Origin of the sequence: Brevibacillus borstelensis (assembly GCF_036700025.1) — a bacterium.
In the GTDB taxonomy this organism is placed as follows: Bacteria; Bacillota; Bacilli; order Brevibacillales; family Brevibacillaceae; genus Brevibacillus; species Brevibacillus borstelensis.
Genome location: NZ_CP144922.1, coordinates 665,597 through 685,774, shown reverse-complemented (window position 1 = coordinate 685,774; position 20,178 = coordinate 665,597). Strand labels below are relative to the sequence as shown.

The 20,178-nt window shown below is 53.2% G+C and carries 18 protein-coding genes; 1 reads left to right on the top strand and 17 read right to left on the bottom strand.

What is annotated here, in order from left to right; genetic code table 11:
• Positions 1-71 precede the first annotated feature (71 nt).
• From spoIIR to V5G20_RS03120, 14 genes are all read right to left on the bottom strand, one after another.
• The gene (spoIIR, locus tag V5G20_RS03185; RefSeq protein WP_311067970.1) at positions 72-941 is read right to left on the bottom strand and encodes a stage II sporulation protein R; all 870 of its coding nucleotides are present in this window, start codon (positions 939-941) and stop codon (positions 72-74) included.
• Positions 942-1,200: 259 nt separating this feature from the next.
• The gene (gene prmC, locus V5G20_RS03180; RefSeq protein ID WP_031932680.1) at positions 1,201-2,103 is read right to left on the bottom strand and encodes a peptide chain release factor N(5)-glutamine methyltransferase; all 903 of its coding nucleotides are present in this window, start codon (positions 2,101-2,103) and stop codon (positions 1,201-1,203) included.
• Positions 2,087-3,163: a peptide chain release factor 1 gene (gene prfA, locus V5G20_RS03175; RefSeq protein ID WP_003388441.1), complete on the bottom strand. Its 1,077-nt coding sequence runs from the start codon at positions 3,161-3,163 to the stop codon at positions 2,087-2,089. The genes prmC and prfA overlap by 17 nt, the downstream gene beginning before the upstream one ends.
• A gap of 238 nt (positions 3,164-3,401) precedes the next feature.
• Positions 3,402-3,899, bottom strand: a complete 498-nt coding sequence (locus V5G20_RS03170) for a YhcN/YlaJ family sporulation lipoprotein (RefSeq protein ID WP_003388443.1) — start codon at positions 3,897-3,899, stop codon at positions 3,402-3,404.
• 85 nt (positions 3,900-3,984) lie between these two features.
• A complete protein-coding gene (locus V5G20_RS03165) occupies positions 3,985-4,557 on the bottom strand; it encodes a thymidine kinase (protein WP_024983749.1) in 573 nt (190 codons plus the stop codon).
• A 178-nt stretch (positions 4,558-4,735) separates the two neighbouring features.
• Positions 4,736-4,936, bottom strand: a complete 201-nt coding sequence (gene rpmE, locus V5G20_RS03160; protein ID WP_003388445.1) for a 50S ribosomal protein L31 — start codon at positions 4,934-4,936, stop codon at positions 4,736-4,738.
• Positions 4,937-5,041: 105 nt separating this feature from the next.
• Positions 5,042-6,313 carry a radical SAM protein gene (locus V5G20_RS03155; protein WP_003388446.1) on the bottom strand — a complete coding sequence of 424 codons (1,272 nt, stop codon included), beginning with the start codon at positions 6,311-6,313 and terminating at the stop codon, positions 5,042-5,044.
• A 70-nt stretch (positions 6,314-6,383) separates the two neighbouring features.
• Positions 6,384-7,280, bottom strand: a complete 897-nt coding sequence (locus V5G20_RS03150) for a M23 family metallopeptidase (protein ID WP_003388447.1) — start codon at positions 7,278-7,280, stop codon at positions 6,384-6,386.
• Positions 7,281-7,386: 106 nt separating this feature from the next.
• Positions 7,387-8,664: a transcription termination factor Rho gene (gene rho, locus V5G20_RS03145; RefSeq protein ID WP_024983748.1), complete on the bottom strand. Its 1,278-nt coding sequence runs from the start codon at positions 8,662-8,664 to the stop codon at positions 7,387-7,389.
• Positions 8,665-8,715: 51 nt separating this feature from the next.
• Entirely contained in the window at positions 8,716-9,678 is a 963-nt protein-coding gene (glpX, locus tag V5G20_RS03140; protein ID WP_003388449.1) for a class II fructose-bisphosphatase, read from the bottom strand.
• Positions 9,679-9,706: 28 nt separating this feature from the next.
• Positions 9,707-10,990 (bottom strand): UDP-N-acetylglucosamine 1-carboxyvinyltransferase, encoded by a 1,284-nt coding sequence (locus V5G20_RS03135; RefSeq protein ID WP_003388450.1) that lies wholly within the window; start codon positions 10,988-10,990, stop codon positions 9,707-9,709.
• Positions 10,991-11,087: 97 nt separating this feature from the next.
• Entirely contained in the window at positions 11,088-11,732 is a 645-nt protein-coding gene (fsa, locus tag V5G20_RS03130) for a fructose-6-phosphate aldolase (RefSeq protein WP_003388452.1), read from the bottom strand.
• 15 nt (positions 11,733-11,747) lie between these two features.
• A complete protein-coding gene (gene fba, locus V5G20_RS03125) occupies positions 11,748-12,602 on the bottom strand; it encodes a class II fructose-1,6-bisphosphate aldolase (RefSeq protein ID WP_003388453.1) in 855 nt (284 codons plus the stop codon).
• A 101-nt stretch (positions 12,603-12,703) separates the two neighbouring features.
• Positions 12,704-13,078 carry a response regulator gene (locus tag V5G20_RS03120; protein ID WP_003388454.1) on the bottom strand — a complete coding sequence of 125 codons (375 nt, stop codon included), beginning with the start codon at positions 13,076-13,078 and terminating at the stop codon, positions 12,704-12,706.
• A 158-nt stretch (positions 13,079-13,236) separates the two neighbouring features.
• Between V5G20_RS03120 and V5G20_RS03115 the strand changes: the two genes are divergently transcribed.
• Positions 13,237-14,034 carry a lipid II flippase Amj family protein gene (locus V5G20_RS03115; RefSeq protein WP_031932681.1) on the top strand — a complete coding sequence of 266 codons (798 nt, stop codon included), beginning with the start codon at positions 13,237-13,239 and terminating at the stop codon, positions 14,032-14,034.
• A gap of 140 nt (positions 14,035-14,174) precedes the next feature.
• Here the strand turns inward: V5G20_RS03115 and V5G20_RS03110 are convergent, their stop codons facing one another.
• The 3 genes from V5G20_RS03110 to icmF form a co-directional block, all read right to left on the bottom strand.
• A complete protein-coding gene (locus tag V5G20_RS03110; protein ID WP_003388456.1) occupies positions 14,175-15,776 on the bottom strand; it encodes a CTP synthase in 1,602 nt (533 codons plus the stop codon).
• Between the two features lie 214 nt (positions 15,777-15,990).
• Positions 15,991-16,545, bottom strand: coding sequence for a DNA-directed RNA polymerase subunit delta (gene rpoE, locus V5G20_RS03105; RefSeq protein ID WP_003388457.1), 555 nt, complete (start codon positions 16,543-16,545; stop codon positions 15,991-15,993).
• 330 nt (positions 16,546-16,875) lie between these two features.
• Positions 16,876-20,127 (bottom strand): fused isobutyryl-CoA mutase/GTPase IcmF, encoded by a 3,252-nt coding sequence (icmF, locus tag V5G20_RS03100; RefSeq protein WP_338463153.1) that lies wholly within the window; start codon positions 20,125-20,127, stop codon positions 16,876-16,878.
• Positions 20,128-20,178: the final 51 nt, after the last annotated feature.

Below are 20,178 nucleotides of genomic sequence, written 5' to 3'. Positions count from 1 at the left end.
TTATAAGCAAGGAAGAGCCCAGCCATTAAAAAAAGCCTGCTCCATAAGGAACAGGCAGGAGAGGGGCTTGGTTAGAAGAGGGAAGCCAGCTTGTCCCAGAGGTAAAAACGGACTTCCACTTTTGGCTGTACAGGGGCAGTCTCCTCGCTTTGGCCTGCGTCTTCCCGAGACTGCTCTTGTACAGAGACACTTCCTGAAAAGGCTTGTACAGATATGTCACCAGCATCCTGATGATCGTTGGTTTCGGCTGTGGCTCCCATCCAGCTTTCTTCCATGCGAGACAGGCGCCACTGCTGATGGGACGCGCGCTCTTCTTCCAGATCGTTCAGAGGAGCGTTTTCCCCGGTATTTTTCGATATAGGTTCCAAGTCGGCAGTCGGTGCTTTGGCATCGGCTGCTGTTTTCGTTGGGAGTGATTCACTTTCATTTTCAACTTGAGCGGACGCGATCGCGTCGCCGTTGGACATGTCGATAAAGCAGAGCGGCGGAAACAGTACGCACCACCAATTTTGTCCCTGTGCATCGCCGATGCGGACGCGGAGCGCTTCGTAATCACCTGCGGGATAGACGTAGGAGCCGTACAGCTTCGTTGGAAACGGCACCCGTCCAAAATCAACTTCTGCTTTATACGAGAAGCCCCGTTCGCGCATGGTCTTATCGACAAGTGCCTGCAGCTCCGGCAATTTGCTGGCGACGACCGCCTTCGCTTCATCGTAGGAACGGATGTCTTTTACCCAGACGTTCATTTGATCGATAATGGCATCGCGGACTTCCCGCTTCAGCCACTGGTCTTGTATGGAATCGCTGTTGGCGATAATTCGCAGTCGGATAGACTCCTGAGGGATCGGTCCATTGTCGAGCACGTTGGCGGATGTAAGCTGTCCCTCCCAGCTCATCATCAGTGTCAAAAAGCTAAACGCTACGAAAAAGAACCGTTTCATAGATACCCTTCTCCCTCTCATAACTGATTTCTCTTCTGTCTCTCTTTAGAAATCAGTATGGACAGGGAGGCTTGGGAATATACCTATCGATTTGAAAGATTCAGACGAAGATCTGCAGCTGCCTATTTTTGCATAGTTGTTCACGCCATCAACCAACCATATAATACCATATTTTGCAATTATAACAAAACAAAAAAACGGCTGCTTGAGCCGCTTTCTTTGATTTATCTTCGATTTCTTCTACCCCTCTGTTTCCTCTCTATTCCTTCCGACCCGTTCTGATCCCGATTACGACGCGGTCGATTCCAGCCAAATCAGCGACGATCTCTACCTGGTCAATCACCCCTGAAGCCTTCATCAGACTGGCGACATCACGGGCTTGATGTATTCCAACCTCAAACCCGACCAGAGCTGTCTGCTTCAAAAGGCTTGGCAGGGCATCGCAGAGACGGCGATAACAGTCCAGACCGTCGTCTCCCCCGTCAAGCGCGAGCCGAGGCTCATATGCCTTTACTTCATCATCCAGCTCATCTACATCGCGGCTTGGTATATAAGGCGGATTGGACACGAGAATGTCTACGCGCTCATGGGCCTCCAAAAGCGGCTGTACCAGATCCCCTTGCAAAAAGCGGACCCTGGCTCCGAGCTGCTCCGCATTTTCACGGGCAATGGCCGTAGCATCGGGAGAAAGATCCACTGTGCTGACCTGCCAGTGAGGCCGTTCACAAGCAATGGTGACACAGATGGCTCCGCTGCCTGTGCCGATATCGACGACCTGCAGCGATTGATCGGCCGGCCATAGCTTCTCCGCCCGGCAAAGCAGCTGCTCCACGAGTATCTCCGTCTCGGGACGCGGAATCAAAACACCGGGACGGACGTGAAAGGGACGTCCGTAAAACTCCTGGGTTCCAAACATGTACTGAAGCGGCTCGCGGCGGCTCCGCCGTTCGCACAGGGCCGCAAGCTGGTCGCGCGCTGCCACCGGAATCGGTTCGCCCATCGAAATCAAAAATCTCGTCCGGTCCCAGCCCAGACAGTGCCGTACCAGCAGTTCCGCTTCAAACATAGGATCGGCTACTCCCTGTTTGCGCAAAAAGGAAGAAGCCCGCGAAAGGGCTTCTCGTATCGTCACGACATCGGACCAATCAAGCTGTGTGTGCATGGCTTTTCAACTGCTCCGTCTGTTCGTGCAGCATCAGGTTTTCAATCACTTCGTCGATCTCGCCCTCCAGGATCGCCTCGAGACGATGCAGAGTAAGGCCGATTCGGTGATCGGTCACGCGGCTTTGCGGAAAGTTGTACGTGCGAATCCGCTCACTCCGGTCACCCGTTCCCACAAGGCTTTTGCGTGTAGCATCCTGCTCCGCCATCTGCTGCTGCATGTGGTAATCGTACAGGCGGGCGCGCAGTACGCGCAGGGCTTTATCCTTGTTGGAATGCTGCGATTTTTCGTCCTGACAGGACACCACGATGCCTGTCGGGATATGCGTAACACGAACAGCGGACTTGGTCGTATTGACGCTCTGTCCACCCGCACCGCTGGAACAGAAAGTATCGATGCGTATATCTTTTTCGTTGATTTCCACTTCGACGTCTTCGGCTTCCGGCAGTACCAGCACCGTAGACGTAGACGTGTGAATCCGGCCGCCCGACTCGGTTGCCGGAATACGCTGCACGCGATGTGCACCGCTTTCAAATTTCAGCTTGCTATAGGCCCCACGGCCGCTGACAGAAAAGACAATTTCCTTGTAACCGCCGATGTCAGTCGGATTGGCTTCCAGAACTTCCACCTTGAAACCGTGCCGCTCTGCATAACGCGTGTACATGCGGAACAGATCGGACGCGAACAGCGCCGCTTCATCACCACCGGCAGCTCCGCGAATCTCCACGATAACGTTTTTATCGTCATTCGGATCTTTTGGCAGCAGCAGGATTTTCAACCGATCTTCCAGTTGTTCCTTGCGTTTGGCGAGTTCCGCGATTTCCATTTTCACCATTTCGCGCATCTCGTCATCCAGCTTTTCTTCCTGCATCGCCTTTGCGTCCTCATACTGAGATACTACCGATTTGTATTCACGATAAACGGTCACAGTCTCCTCCAGAGAAGACTGCTCCTTGGACAGTTCCCGCAGCCGTTTGGTGTCACTGATGACATCGGGGTCGCATAGTAGATTGGTTACCTCTTCATAACGCTCTTCAACCGCAGACAAGCGCTCGAACACTGTCATTCACCCCATTACGAAAAAATTAAGTACTTGCTTTCACTAAAAATCCTATGAAGAAAGCTTCCTGTTTTGCACTGCAGTGCCATCGCCAGGAAGCGAAGCCTGCCAGTAAAAAAATATTGAAAGTAACAGAATAATTATAGGGGGAAACCCCGAAAAAGTCAAAGAAATACATGATCTGGCGGTGTTTTCCTGCTCATGAAAAACAGCCCGGACAAGCCGAGCCGTCAGATGGTTATCGGTGATACGCGTCGTTTGACGTGACGTGGAAATCATAGCGGGGTATTTTTTGCCGCAAGGCCGCGATGACTTCTTGTTCGATGGTGCGAGCCTGATTGGCCGTTACATTCGGGATCAAGTCCAACGTAACGTATGCGTTCCCGCCCACAAGGGTAACCCTTGCATCCTCCACACCGGATACCGATCTAGCCATCCTCTCCATGTTGTCCATGTCAACCTGAGTATTGCGAACGTTGGCGTGGCCGATGATCAGATTCGGGTTCTGGTTTCGTCCCATCAAGGGATCGCGATCCTCCATCGGCGGAGCCCCTCTGTCAATGATATCTCCGCTTCGGTCACTCTTGATCGTAGCGTGCTGTTGCGGGTCGTAGCTGTTGGCGCCATAGCTTTTTTCCTGCGGCATCGTCCGGCCGCAGCCGACCGCAGCCACAAGCAACAAAGCTGCAGCACCGAATGCAGCTGCCGCGCTTTTTCCATAGGGCAGGCGTCGCATAAAAAAGCCACCTCCTGTTTGTCATAGTGTGCGCAGCAGATGAAATCTCCATGCACAGACAACAGGAAAGCGGCCATACGCCAGCCTATTCCACCGGCGGGTGGTAGTAATGGCGACGGCAGACGCTGCTGTAGGTGTCGTTTCCGCCGATCTCGATCGTTTCTCCGGTATATACAGGTTTGCCGTTTTTGTATTTCAGAATGTGCGTCGCTTTTTTATTGCAGTAGACACAAACCGTTTTGATTTCCTCGATCTTGTCCGCTTCGCTCAATAATCCGGCGCTGCCTGGGAATAATTCGTTTTTAAAGTTCTTCAATAAGCCGTACACGATCACCGGTATATCCAGCTCATCGACGATCCGTACCAGCTGTTGAACGTGTTCCGCATGCAAGAACTGTCCTTCGTCCACAAGAACGCAATCAGGATAAGGCTCCTCGGCAGACACAACCGCATATATATCGGTGTCATCCCCGATCGAAATGGCTTCGCGGCTAATCCCCACCCGGGAGGCTACCTTCCCGACGCCGTAGCGGTCATCGATGGCGGGTGTGAAAACCAGAACTTTTTTTCCTGACTGTTCGTAATTATGGGCCACGGTCAATAACTGAATGGATTTGGAAGCGTTCATTGCTCCATAGCGAAAATATAGTTGCGCCACGTCTATTGTCTCCCTTTGCTTTTGTTAAACGTATTTATCTCGGGCACGGTCTGGGTCTCCCACAGCCTATACATCTATTGTATGGGTTCATTCCGGCAGACGGGAAGAGCATTTTTGGTGATCGGGGTAAAAAAACAAAACCAGGCAGATTGCTCTACCTGGTCGCTCCAATCTCCGATTAGGAAAGATTGTATTTGCGTTTGAAACGGTCCACACGGCCGCCAGCATCGACGAATTTTTGTTTACCAGTGAAGAACGGGTGGCAGTTGGAGCAGATCTCCACGCGCAGCGCTTGCTTCACGGAACCGGATTCGAATTCGTTACCGCATGCACATGTTACTTTCACTACATTGTAGTTAGGATGAATTCCTGGTTTCATCTCACATACACCTCTTTTCCGCCCTGAATCGTTTGCCGAAACAGAGTTATATAGAAAATACACATAGAAAATAGTAGCATGGCCAGCATCGAAAAGCAACTGAATTTACTTCTTATCCAGCCTTTTCCTCCGCTGCAAATCCTCCGGCGGAACATGTGTAAATGAACCGATGACGACGTCCGGCAATTCCTCCTGGTAAATTTCGATTGCCTGCTTCATGCCGAACACCTCTCCCTTGGCTGGCGGGATCATTGCCAGATAGCTCTCGGGATCGATATTCAGGTTGCGAAGCTGGATCAGCTTGATGCCTGTCCGGCGGATAAACTCGATCATCGCTTCCATTTCCTCTTCGCGGTCGAACACGCCTGGGAAGCACAAGTAGTTGATGGACGTGTACACACCTTTGGAAGCGGCGTACTCCGCCGAGCGGGCCACATTTTCCAGCGTGTAGTTGCGCGGACGATAATACGCGTTGTAATGCTCGTCAATCGCGCTGATGATGCTCACCCGCATCAGGTCAAGACCGGCATCGACGATCCCCTTGATGTGATCGGTCAGGCCCGCATTCGTGTTGATGTTGATAAAGCCCATATCTGTCTGTTCCCGCACCCGGCGCATCGCCGGAACGATGATGGACGCCATCGTGGAAGGCTCCCCTTCACAGCCTTGTCCAAAGCTGATAATGCTCTCCGGTGTCTGCAAATGATGCAGCATCACCTCGACCAGCTCGTCCTCTGTCGGCTTGAAGTTCATCCGCGTCTGCGGAGACGGAAAACCGCTGTCCTCAGGCTGCTCGGAGATACAGCCATAGCAGCCGGCATTGCACGTATACGAGACAGGCAGGCTTCCTTCCCAACGATGGAAGAAGTTGTTGGAAGCTGTCAGGCATTCGTATTCCAATGCACAGTGTGACAGGTGGTGGAGAATCCGGTTTTGCGGGAACATCTCCAACGTCTTCTCTACGCGCTGACGAAGCTCGTCCATCGGGAAATGCAGCGGGTTCCACTGGTGCGGATCATCGCTCTGACGGCCTGCTACCCAGAAACGATCGTCTTTCCATACAACTGCTGTATATCCAAACAGCGGAAACTTGCTATTTTTGTCGGTCTTCACGTAACCAGGCAGCAGCAGCCGTGTAAAGCCTTGAGGGATCAAGGCTCCTACCGACGTATAGCCGTCGAGCTTTACCATCTCGCCTGTGTCCGGGTCCATCCCGACCGGAACGGTATCGGGCAGGCTGACGAGTGTAGCTCCCTCTGGCAGCGGAATCAATTCTTCTTCCAATACTTCCGTCAATATATCTCCATTGCGAGCCACCGCGAGCAGCTCGGGGTGGTCGTATACATTGCCTTTTTCATCTGCGTACACTAAAAACATGGTACAATCGCCTCGCTTTTTTCGCTCAGCCCATTGTAACGCAACGATCAGACAATGTAAATGTGAACGGTTACCTGCTGAGGTAACGAAGCGGATTCATGGGGACGTTATCCTCTCTGACCTCAAAATGGAGATGGTAACCCGTCGAATCGCCGGTACGTCCCATGTAGCCGAGCATTTCTCCCCGCTCCACGTGCTGTCCCGGCTGCACGATGATTTTGCGCATATGGGCATAATACGTCTGCAAGCCTTCCCCGTGATCCAGAATGACGATGAAGCCGTAACCGCCCCGATTTCCACCCGCTTCCACCACAACGCCTTCTTTCGCAGCGTAGATCGGGGTCTGCCCTTCGCTCTGGTTCCACATGTCCAATCCTTTGTGCATCCTTCCCCACCGCGTACCAAAGCCGCTTGTCACAGTCGCTTCCTTCACCGGCCAATCCATAGCCCGCGAACGGTTGGCTTGGCGGCTGGCCGTCGTAACCGCATTACGCTTTCGCTGCCACTCTTTGGCAGTCAGCGAATTCATGTCAGAGATGGGGATATGAATGGTTTGACCTATGTAGAGGTTGTCCTCCATCAGCCGGAGCAGCGGGTTTCGCTCCAGCAGCATTTCTTTGCTTACACTGTAGCGTCTGGCGATGCTGTCCACCGTTTCCCCTCTCCTGACGGAGTGGGTAATCTCTTCTTTATTCAAAACCAGCTTCATGCCGATTCCCATCAGATTCGGCTTTACCATCCTGTTTAACTCCAACAGTTGTTTTAACGTCAATCCGTAGCGTTCGGCTATTTCCGACATCGTGTCCCCGTATTTTACGGTGTAGGTCATCACTTCACTTCTATTCGTCGAAGTCGGTTTGTCCAGGGAAGCAAAAGGGTTAAATGCTTCAAACAGGACCTGTTCGACTACGGCCTGTTTCACTTCGTCGCGACTCCCCCACCCTGCCGGCAGCTGCTCGTAATCCACTGACATTCCTCCTTCACGCCTGCGTTTCTGGCAGATTTGCCCTCAGTATCTGCACGAGCACTCTTTTATACGATATGCCTCGTCCGCATAAAAAATGACGGCGAGTCTAAGAACCCGCCGTCACTGTGCTTTGTTTTCCACGTGTCTGTTTCGTTTCGATGCTTTGCAAAAATTCTTCGTTTGTTTTGGAGTCTGCCAGTTTCCTCAAAAAGGACTCTACGTATTCCGAGGTTTCGTTCATGCTTTTGCGAATCGCCCACAGCTTTTCCAATTCTTCCTTGGAAAGGAGCAGCTCTTCGCGCCGGGTACCGGAGCGGCGAATATCGATCGCCGGGAAAATGCGGCGTTCGGACAGCTTTCGGTCCAGATGCAATTCCATATTGCCGGTTCCTTTGAATTCCTCGTAAATGACATCGTCCATGCGCGAACCCGTCTCTACCAGTGCAGTCGCCAAAATCGTCAGGCTGCCGCCTTCCTCGATGTTGCGGGCCGAGCCGAAGAACCGCTTCGGACGGTGGAACGCGGCGGGATCAATACCTCCCGAAAGCGTACGTCCGCTGGGCGGGATAACCAGGTTGTAGGCCCGTGCCAGACGGGTAATCGAATCGAGCAGGATGACGACATCTTTCTTATGCTCGACCAGCCGCTTGGCTCTTTCCAGCACGAGCTCCGCTACCTTGATATGGTTTTCGGGAACTTCGTCAAATGTGGAAGCGATTACTTCTCCCTGTACAGAACGCTGCATGTCGGTTACTTCCTCCGGGCGTTCATCGATCAAGAGAACAAACAGGTGGATGTCCGGCCGATTAGCAGTGATGCTGTTCGCGATTTCCTTGAGAAGTATGGTTTTGCCGGCCTTGGGGGGCGCTACAATCAAACCGCGCTGGCCGAGACCAACAGGGGCGATGAGATCCATCAGGCGGGCGGAAACGCGTTCTGGCGACGTTTCCAATACGAGTTTGTTTTGAGGATATAACGGTGTCAAGGCGGGGAAATGAAGTCGTTCGGCTGCCAATTCGGGGTCTTCTCCGTTTACAGCCTCTACTTGCAATAATCCGAAATAACGTTCATTTTCCTTGGGAGGTCGCACCTTACCAGATACCAAGTCTCCCATCCTCAGATCAAATCGGCGAATCTGCGACTGGGAGATGTAAATGTCCTCCGAGCTCGGGAGGTAGTTGATAGGGCGCAGGAATCCGTAGCCTTCCGGCAGGATTTCCAGCACCCCTTCCATAAACATCAGACCGTCTCTTTCGGCTCTGGCTCGAAGGATGGCGAAGATCAGCTCCTTCTTCTTCAGCTGGGAGTAATAAGGGATTTGATACTCCTTCGCGAGCTTGTAGAGATCGGTCAACTTCTTTTCTTCTAGTTCTGAAAGTAACATAATTCCACCACTCTTTATTTACTCTTCATCTATCTTCGTCTATTTGCTGCATTACAATACCAGACGAGGCTTGCGTTCCAAGCGGTGGGTTCCTTCGATGAAACGGATTGTTCCTGTCTTGGCTCGCATCACGACGGAATGAGTCGTAGCGCGCGTGCCCTGAATCCGAACGCCTTGCAGCAATTCACCGTCGGTAACGCCTGTGGCGGCAAAGATAGCATCGTCTCCTTTGACCAGATCATCCATGTGCAGCACTTGATAAGGATTGACCAATCCCATGCGTTTGCAGCGTTCCACTTCCTCTGCATTTTGCGGCAGCAGCTTGCCCTGGATCTCACCGCCCATACACTTGAGCGCTACAGCAGCCAGAACACCCTCAGGAGCTCCTCCAGAACCGAACAGGATGTCTACACCCGTATCCTCAAAAGCCGTGTTGATCGCTGCGGCTACGTCTCCGTCGGAAATCAGCCGGATGCGAGCACCTGCTTCGCGGATTTCATGAATAATCTTCTGGTGACGGTCCCGATCCAGCACGATCGCGACCAGGTCGCTGATGTCTTTGCCTTGCGCCTGGGCTACCGCCTTCAGGTTATCCTTGATGGGCGCGTTGATGTCGATCTTGCCCACCGCTTTCGGGCCAACGGCGATTTTCTCCATGTACATGTCAGGGGCGTGCAGCAGGTTGCCTTTGTCTGCAACGGCGATAACCGAGATAGCGCCCCACGTTCCCTTGGCAACGATATTGGTGCCCTCAAGCGGGTCTACGGCTACATCGACTGCCGGGGCGACTCCCTGGCCCAGCTTTTCACCGATATACAGCATCGGGGCTTCATCCATTTCGCCCTCGCCGATGACGACTGTCCCATCCATCGGTACGTTTTCAAATTCTTTGCGCATTGCGGTCGTGGCCGCATCGTCAGCCTCATCCTTTTTGCCGAGACCCATCCAACGCGCAGAGGCAAGTGCGGCTGCCTCCGTAACACGTACCAGTTCAAGCGTTAAACTACGTTCCATTCTGGAAGACTCCTCTCCTGGCAATGAGTTACTGCTGTTGACGTTCCTTTTCTCCCAAGCTAACCCGCCGAACATTCGCTCCCAGGCTTTGCAGCTTGCTGACAAGGTTTTCATACCCGCGGTCGATATGCTCTAAACCTTCCACCTCTGTCACGCCGTTCGTAGCCAAACCGGCGATGACTAAAGCCGCGCCTGCCCGCAGGTCGGAAGCAACTACCTTGGCGCCGTTCAATTGGCTGCCTCCCTCGATAATTGCCGAACGGCCCTCGATCTTCAGGTTGGCACCCATACGGCGCAGCTCGTCTACATGGCGGAAACGGGCGCTGTAAATGTTGTCGGTCACAATGCTGGACCCCGAAGCCAGAGTGAGCAGCGTCGTGATCGGCTGCTGCAAGTCCGTCGGAAAGCCTGGGTACGGACTCGTCTTTACATCAATGGATCGGTACTGCCCATTGCCGTTCACCTGAATACAGTCGTCCATTTCCAGCACGTCCACGCCGATCTCCCGCAGTTTGGCTGTGACAGACTCGAGATGCTTGGGAATCACATTTTCAAGCGTGACGCTGCCATTGGTCGCTGCTGCCGCTATCATATACGTTCCGGCTTCGATCCGGTCGGGAATGATCGTGTGGCGACAGCCGCGCAGGCGGTCTACCCCTTGGATCCGGATGAGATCGGTCCCGGCTCCCTTGATGTTGGCCCCCATATTGTTGAGCAGGGTAGCTACATCGACGATTTCCGGCTCGCGAGCCGCATTTTCGATAATCGTGACACCCTCTGCCTTGGAGGCTGCCAACATAATGTTGATAGTCGCCCCCACACTGACCAGGTCGAGGTAAATACGGGCGCCCTTCAATCTGCCATTCGGGGCTTGAATCGTCATTACACCATTTTTGTTCGTCACTTTGGCGCCGAGTGCTTCAAACCCTTTAATGTGCAGGTCGACTGGACGCGGCCCCAAGTCGCACCCTCCCGGCAAGCCGACGCGCGCTTCCCCGAACTTGGCCAGAAGCGCCCCCCACAAATAATAAGAAGCGCGCAATTTTTTTACGCGTCCATTGGGCATCAGCATCGACTTCATCGGGCGGCCGTCCACTTCCATCCAATCATCTTCGAACAACACATCGGCTCCCATTTCTCGCAGGAGTTCGTGATAGATTTCCACATCTTGAATATGCGGCAAATTCTCAATCACAACCGGCCCGTCTGCCAGCAGCGCAGCAGGAACCAGGGCAACGGCACTGTTTTTTGCCCCGCTGATGGTAACCGAGCCCTGAAGCGGGGTTCCCCCGTTGATGATCAGCTTTTCCATGTTTTGCTCTCCTCAGGCTTAATCGGGAAATGAGCACCTTCCCCAGCGGAAAAGGTGCTCTTATATTTATACGTACAACACGATCAGTTGGTGGGACTTACTTTTGCATTTTTGCCCAGTCGGACAAGAACTTCTCCAAACCGCTGTCAGTCAACGGATGCGCAATCAACTGATGAAAGACCTTGTGGGGAATCGTCGCAAAATGGGCTCCGCGACGAGCGGCTTCCGTCACATGGACTGGATGGCGTACCGAAGCGGCGATAATTTCTGTCTCGATACCGTGAACAGAGAAAATTTCCGCAATATCTTCGATCAACTGCATGCCGTCATGGCCGATGTCATCCAGACGTCCCAGGAACGGAGATACATACGTCGCTCCGGCACGTGCTGCGAGCAGCGCTTGATTGGCCGAAAAGACCAATGTCACATTGGTGCGAATCTTCCGCTTGGCAAAATACTTGACTGCTTTCAGGCCTTCTGCCGTCATCGGAACCTTGACGACAATGTTTTTGGACAAAGAAGCAAGCTTTTCGCCTTCTTCGATCATGCCCTTGGCATCAGTGCTGATGACCTCTGCACTGATCGGACCGTCTACGATGTCGATAATCTCTTTCAAGGTCTCGATAAAATCGCGGCCTTCCTTGGCTACCAGAGAAGGGTTGGTCGTGACCCCCGCCACTACGCCCCACTCGTGAATCTCGCGGATTTCATCGACGTTTGCCGTATCAATCAAAAAGCGCATGATGGACCTCCTTGGTTACGCACGATTGCTGCTGCCGAACAGGCGCATTTTGCCTTTGACAACTTCCTTGATCGCCTCGCGAGCCGGACCGAGATACTTGCGCGGGTCGATCTCGTTCGGCTTGGCTGCCAGCACCTTGCGTACTGTTTCCGTGCATGCGACTTGACTTTCTGTATTTACGTTGATTTTTCCGACACCGAGAGAAATCGATTTGACGATCGCTTCGTCCGGAACACCGGAACCGCCGTGAAGAACGATCGGGGAACCGATGCTGTTTGCAACCTTCTCGATAATGTCGAAACGGATTTTCGGCTCGCCTTTGTACATGCCATGCGCTGTACCGACAGCAATAGCCAGGTAATCTACTTTGGTTTCTTCCCAGAAACGGATCGCTTCTTCAGGATTTGCAAGAGTAGCGTCTTCTTCGTCAACAGACAGATCATCTTCTACTCCGCCAATGGTACCGAGCTCGCCTTCAACAGAGACGCCAACTGCGTGGGCAGCCTCCACAACCTGTTTCGTCAGGCGAATGTTGTCCTCGAACGAATGGTGAGATCCGTCGAACATCACGGAAGAAAAGCCGGCACGGATACATTTCATGACGATGTCAAAGTTGCTGCCGTGATCGAGGTGCAGCGCAACAGGAACGCCGGAGCGCTCTGCCGCTACCTTGGCAATCGCGACCGTGTAATCCAGGCCCATGTACTTGAGTGCGCCTTCAGACACGCCGAAAATGACCGGGGATTTCTCTTCCATAGCAGCTTCCGTAATCGCTTGCGTAAACTCCAGGTTATTGAGGTTGAACTGTCCGACAGCATATTTATGCTTCTTGACGTCTTCGGTAAAAGCGGTCATAGGTACTAGTGGCATATGATAATCCTCCTTAGCAGACTCTGTAACGTGGCTTATTATACCACAGACATCTGCTTGTTAACAGGTACGCTTGTCTTGATAGATATATCCAGGATTGCTCAACAGGCCAACTGCTGATGAACAGCGAGGCGAAGCTCGTCAATATCAAACGGCTTGGTGAAGTGTGTCAACGCCCCCAGCTGTGTCGCTTCTTTAATCATGTCCAGTTCGCCGTAGGCCGTCATCATGATAACCTTGATATCCTGATTGATTTTTTTGATGTGCTTCAAAATCTCGATGCCATCCATCCCGGGGATTTTCATATCCAGAATGACCAGATCCGGAGACTCTTTTTCGACGATTTCCAGAGCCATCTTCCCATTCGCAGCCTGGAATGTTTTATAGCCTTCCTTGCCAAGAACCTCGTACAGCAGGATTCGTATGCCGTACTGATCATCGACAACCAACACTTTTTTATCCCGTTTATCCTGCATGTTTCGTCCATCCCCCTGCTTATAAGGCCGTAAACTTTATAACCTTGATTCGCCTAAATTCAGGAAAATCCTGCTCCTGTCCTTGAAATTTTCCCGCATCCCCGTCTTCGAGTATAATAATTGGCAACCATTCGTATATGTGAGGAGACCCCGCTGCCATGAACATGGTTTGGATTATTTGCCTGTTTACCTTCGTTATCCATACATCGGAGACGCTCTCCTACGCGCTGCGGTACGCTGGCATACAGACCGGGAGGCTCGCCGTAGCGCTCTCCCTGACCGGAATTATCGTCCTCGTCTCCCGCACCTCCAACATGATACAGGCTCCGTTCACCGGGGGACTGATCGACCATGCGTCTGCTGAAAATACGGATGTCCTTCCCTTTCTGCACATGATCATCGGTATGGCGTCACTGGGGACATTGGCGGCTATTCTGCTGTTTCCGACACTCGTGCAGCTGTCAAAACGGCTGATCGCCCACCTGGAGCTGACAGGCTCGCTTCCCCAGATGCTAAAGACGACTGTTTCCATCCATAGTATCCGTCAGGTCAAGCATCACATACGCTTGCCGCGCCTGCCTGACCTCGCCCGCTTTCGGATCAAGGGCATCCCGTACAGGCTGCTGCTTTTAAATTGTATGGTTACCGGAATCTACACGACCGGCGTGCTAGCCACCCTTTACGCTTCGCTGCTTGTGCCCGAGTTCAAGGCGACAGTCTTGTCGGCATCCGGGACCATCAACGGCATCGCCACGATCATCCTGACCATTTTCATCGATCCGCAAGTGGGACTCTTGACAGACAAGGCGATGCAAGGGCAGAGCGAGATGACACATATCCGCGACATCTATTTGGGACTGATGATCTCGCGCTTTTTCGGCACGTTGCTGGCACAGCTTTTGCTCGTGCCCGCCGCATACTGGGTCGCCTGGATCGCTCCTCTGTTTCAGACGTAGAGGGAGGGCGAAAAGGTTCCACGCGCACTGTTTTTTGGAAAATTAATCCAGCTCCTGCACCTATCCGGGCAGACTGGTTTGGAGCATGCAAAAACGCACCAGCGGAGGCTAAATCCGCTCGTGCGTTTTTCTTTGGCTTACTATCGTTTATTGGTCAGAGATGCGTGTACAAAATCGCGGAACAACGGCTGCGGACGGTTCGGACGGGACGTGAACTCCGGATGGAATTGGGTCGCCAGGAACCATGGGTGGTCTGCCACTTCCACGATTTCTACCAGACGTCCGTCTGGAGTCGTACCGGAGAAGCGCATGCCCAGCTTAGCGAGCTGCTCGCGGTAGTCGTTGTTTACTTCATAGCGGTGGCGATGGCGCTCGTACACCATGGTGCTGTTGTAAGCACGCTCTGCCAGGCTTCCTTCGAGAACTTTTGTCGGTCCGCGGCCCAGACGCATGGTACCGCCTTTGTCCTCGATATTCTTTTGCTCAGGCAGCAGGTCGATGACGGGGTATTTCGTATCGGGGTTGATCTCGGAGCTGTTGGCTCCGTCCATGCCAGCTACATGGCGGGCAAATTCAATCACCGAGATTTGCATCCCCAGACAGATTCCCAGGAATGGGACCTTGTTCTCACGAGCGTAGCGGGTAGCTGTAATTTTGCCTTCGATACCGCGATCCCCGAAACCGCCCGGTACGAGAATGCCGTCTACATCGCCCAGCAATTCGTGCACGTTTTCCGGAGTAACTTCTTCTGCGCTTACCCACTTGATCTTGATCGCCGAGTCATTGGCAAAACCGGCATGATGCAGAGCCTCGGCTACAGACAGGTAAGCATCCGGCAATTCGACGTATTTGCCGACAATGGCAATACGGGTTGTCTTGGACAGGTTTTTGATCTTGGCCACGAGTGCTTTCCACTCTGTCATGTCCGCTTCCTGGCAGGTGAGTCCGAGATGACGGCAGACATAGTCGTCAAGTCCCTGCGCTTGCAGCTGGAGCGGCACGTCATACAACGTTTCCGCATCTACGCACTCGATCACAGCGTTTTTGTCGATGTCGCAGAACAGTGCCAGCTTGTCCTTCATGTCCTGGGACAGAGGCTGTTCTGTACGGGTCACGATGACGTTTGGCTGAATGCCCAGGCTGCGCAGCTCTTTCACGCTGTGCTGGGTCGGTTTTGTTTTCATTTCGCCAGCGGCTTTGATATACGGGACCAGTGTCACGTGAATGTACATCACGTTTTCGCGTCCAATATCGCTCTTGATCTGGCGGATCGCTTCAAGGAACGGGAGACTCTCGATATCGCCGACGGTTCCGCCGATTTCGGTAATCACGACGTCAGCTCCGGTCTCTTGTCCCGAACGGAAAATGCGGTCCTTGATTTCGTTGGTAATGTGCGGAATAACCTGCACGGTTCCGCCCAAATAATCGCCCCGGCGCTCCTTCGCGATTACGGTCGAGTAAATTTTTCCGGTCGTTACGTTGGAGTTGGCGCTCAGGTTGATGTCGATAAAGCGCTCGTAGTGGCCCAAGTCCAGGTCCGTCTCTGCCCCGTCATCGGTCACAAATACCTCGCCGTGCTGATACGGGCTCATCGTACCCGGATCGACGTTGATGTATGGGTCACATTTTTGAATCGAAACCTTTAACCCTCTGTTTTTCAGGAGTCTGCCCAGAGAAGCCGCAGTAATCCCTTTTCCTAACGAGGATACGACCCCGCCTGTCACAAAAATGTACTTCGTCATCGTTTTACGTCCCCTCTTTCCCCTGTTTCCTGGATCAGTTGATATTGATGAATGCACGAATGAAGACGGCTCCCAAAAAAGAAAAAACAAAAGCGAGTCCTATCCCGAACGAATCGGGTAGGGGCACTTTTGTTTTGTAGTTTCCCATATAATATCCTTCTTCATGTGAAGCCCAAGGAGTATTTTATCTTGTCTTCCAAGCGTAAGTCAAGAATTATAAATCTTCATTTTCATCGTCGAATTCATCGACAGGATCTTCGTCTGCCAAATCGTCGTCTTCCTCTTCAAAAAGCTCTTCTTCCTCAAGCTCTTCATCTTCGTCGAGGTCGGGATCAAGCTCTTCTTCGAGATCGTCTCCATCTTCTTCCGTGAACTCGTCGTCTTCGAAGATCGCGATCTCGTCCTCTTCGTATTCCTCGACAAGCTCTTCCTCTGCCTCGTAATCGTCGAAGTCGTCGTCGAGGATAACCTTTTTCTTTTTGCCGCCTTCTTGAGTTTCTTCGACGGTATCCGTCGGGTACCAGCGCTTCAGTCCCCAGTTGTTGTCGCCCAGGCAGACAAAACGGCCGTCAATGTTCACTTCGGTATATACTTGAGCGATGATAGCCATTTTTTCTTCTTCGTTCATTCCGCGCAGCTCGGCCAATTGATCCATCAAATCGCGAAAATTGTGGGTTTGATTGGTTTCACGCAAAATTTCGTATGCGATATCGACCAAAGCCATTTCGTTTAGTTTTTCACGTTCCAGATGTGCAAGTATTTGACTCACCCAAGGCACGTCCTTTCATTTAGAAAACTTGGGCCACTGTCAAGCTTTCGTGAAGCCGACCGAGCCTTCATGATAACCGATGCTAACTGATAACCCACGGCCACAGTTAACCAACAATAAATTGGCTATGATACAGTATTCCTTATTTTAGACGAAAATGCAAGGGATTCAAACGCCGGTTTTGGGCAAATCTCCCGTTACGCTTCAAATCGTTGGGAAATGCCGGCAAAACCTGTTGGGGAATCCCGGAATAACCAGACGGAAAAGACGGGAAGCGGCTGCCGCCTCGGGAGGGACAACCGCTTCCGCTATGTGCGAGATCCTTTGTTTTTACATGTTGCGGCGGTACTGCCCGCCCACTTCGTACAAAGCGGCGCTGATCTGTCCGAGCGACGCCACCTTCACGGTCTCCATCAGCTCGGCGAAAATATTACCACCGTTCATCGCCACTTCCTGCAATTTTTTCAAGGCGGCGGGAGCGGCGTCGCGGTTGCGCTCCTGGAAGGCCCGCAGGTTTTGAATCTGCTGCTCCTTTTCTTCTTCTGTCGCACGGGCCAGCTCAATCTCGTAGTCTTCCTCGGAGGCATTCGGATTGAGGAAGGTATTGACCCCGATAATCGGCAGCTCCCCGCTGTGCTTTTTCATCTCGTAGTACATCGACTCATCCTGGATCTTGCCGCGCTGATATTGCGTTTCCATCGCGCCGAGCACGCCCCCGCGCGAATTCAGCCGCTCAAACTCCTGCAGCACTGCTTCTTCGACCAGGTCGGTCAGCTCTTCGATGATGAACGAGCCTTGCAGCGGATTCTCGTTTTTCGCCAGCCCCATTTCCTTGTTGATGATCATCTGGATCGCCATCGCGCGGCGGACGGAATTTTCCGTCGGCGTCGTGATCGCTTCGTCGTAGGCGTTTGTATGCAAGGAATTGCAGTTGTCGTAAATGGCAATCAAAGCCTGCAGGGTCGTGCGAATGTCGTTGAAGTCCATCTCCTGGGCGTGCAGGGAGCGGCCCGATGTCTGAATGTGGTACTTCAGCTTTTGGCTGCGCTCGTTGCCGCCGTAGCGGTTTTTCATCACCGTCGCCCAGATGCGGCGGGCAACCCGTCCGATCACCGTATATTCGGGATCGAGACCGTTCGAGAAGAAAAACGACAGGTTCGGCGCAAAATCGTCAATGTGCATGCCGCAGCTGAGGTAGTACTCCACATAGGTAAAGCCGTTCGCCAGGGTAAAGGCAAGCTGTGTGATCGGGTTGGCACCCGCTTCCGCGATATGGTAGCCGGAAATGGAGACCGAGTAGTAATTGCGCACCTTGTGGTCGATAAAGTACTGCTGGATATCGCCCATCATCCGCAGGGCGAACTCCGTGGAAAAGATGCACGTGTTCTGTCCTTGATCCTCTTTCAAAATGTCCGCCTGGACCGTCCCGCGCACAGTAGAGAGGGTGTATGCCTTGATCTGTTCATACTCCTCCGGCGTGGGCTGCCGCCCCTCGCGCTGGGCAAACTTCTCCACCTGCTGGTCGATCGCCGTGTTCATGAATTTGGCCAAAATCATCGGAGCCGGTCCGTTGATCGTCATCGACACAGACGTCGTCGGAGCACACAAGTCAAAGCCGGCATACAGCTTCTTCATGTCGTCCAGCGTACAGACGCTGACGCCGCTTGTGCCGATTTTCCCGTAAATGTCCGGCCGGTAATCGGGGTCTTCCCCGTACAGCGTCACCGAATCAAATGCCGTGCTGAGCCGTTTGGCCTCGTCGTTTTGCGAAAGGAAGTGGAAGCGGCGATTGGTCCGCTCCGGTGTTCCCTCGCCGGCAAACTGGCGCTTGGGATCCTCTCCTTCCCGTTTGAACGGAAACACGCCTGCCGTATACGGATACTCGCCGGGAACATTTTCCTTGAGCGACCATTTCAAAATTTCGCCCCAATCCTGAAAATCCGGCAGGCTCACTTTGGGTATGCGGGTGCCTGACAGCGATTCCGTAAACAGCTTGGTCACGATCTCCTTGTCACGCACTTTGGTGACGAACTGATCCTGTTTGTACATTTCCTTCAGCTTCGGCCATTTGTCGAGAATTTGCTTGCATTCGGGATGAAGCTTGCTTTCAAAATGGGCGATCTGTCTGTCCAGAACCTCAGACACCTGCCGCGCATCCTCGTCTCCCGAGGCGAGCAGCGTCTCCTTGGCCCCGTGGAGCTGATACAGCTTGCGGGCGATGGCCGACTGCTCCTCGGTGAACTTCCGATGGCCGCGCACCGTGTTGGCAATTTCCTGCAAGTAGTTGTTCCGATCTGCTGGAATCAGCGACGGCTTGTGGGTTTTGACCGGAGTCGGATCGAGCTCGGACACCTGCCAATCTGCGCCCGTCTTTTCCACGATCTTGTGCATCAGGGCCGCAAACAGCACATTGGTTCCCGGATCGTTGAACTGGCTGGCGATGGTCCCGTACACCGGGATTTTTTCATCCGGCAGTTCAAATAGCTGGTGGTTGCGGCGATATTGCTTCCGCACCTCCCGCAACGCATCCTCCGAGCCTTTCCGCTCAAATTTGTTGATCGCGATCAGATCGGCAAAGTCGAGCATGTCGATTTTCTCCAGCTGAGACGGCGCGCCAAACTCGCTGGTCATGACGTACATGGAGACATCGCACACGTCGGTTACCTGTGCATCCCCTTGGCCGATCCCGCTCGTTTCCACGATGACGAGATCGAACCCTGCGCTGCGGACTACACGGATTGCGTCCTTTACTGCAGCAGAGAGCTCGGAGCCGGATTGCCTGGTCGCCAGGCTGCGCATGTAGACGCGCGGCGTGTTGTTGGCGTTCATGCGGATGCGGTCGCCGAGCAAGGCACCCCCTGTCTTTTGCTTGGAGGGGTCGACAGAGAGGATCGCTACCGTTTTGTCTGCGTACGTCCGCAGAAAACGGCGAACCAGCTCATCGGTCAGAGAGCTTTTGCCGGCGCCGCCCGTACCGGTTATCCCAAGGACCGGCACTACTCGCTCCGGCTCGGCGAGACGCTCCTCGACAGGCGCGAACAGCTCTGGGTCTTGCACAGCGTACTCCGCCAGCGAGATAAGGCGGGCGACAGCCTGATGATTTTGCCGCTGAAGCTCTTCCACTTCATTGGTAAGCTGTTTGACCGTCGGGAAATCGCATTCGCGGATCATCATATTGATCATTCCCTGAAGACCGAGTCTCCGCCCGTCGTCCGGAGAAAAAATCTTGCACACGCCGTACTCTTCCAGCTCCCGTATCTCGCGAGGGACGATAACGCCGCCCCCGCCGCCAAAGAGCCGGATGTGCCCGGCGCCGCGTTCTTTTAAAGAATCGACGATATATTTAAAAAATTCAACGTGGCCGCCTTGATAGGAGCTGATGGCAATTCCCTGCACATCCTCCTGGATCGCGGCGGTCACAATGTCATTCACGGATCGGTTATGCCCGAGGTGGATTACTTCCACCCCGGACGACTGCAAAATACGGCGCATGATATTGATCGATGCGTCGTGACCGTCATACAGGCTGGCTGCGGTGACAAAACGAACCTTGTTTTGCGGGCGATACACTTCCGTTTCCATCGATTTCACTCTCCCCGAAAAATCAAGTGACGCGCTCACCGAGCAGCTGCA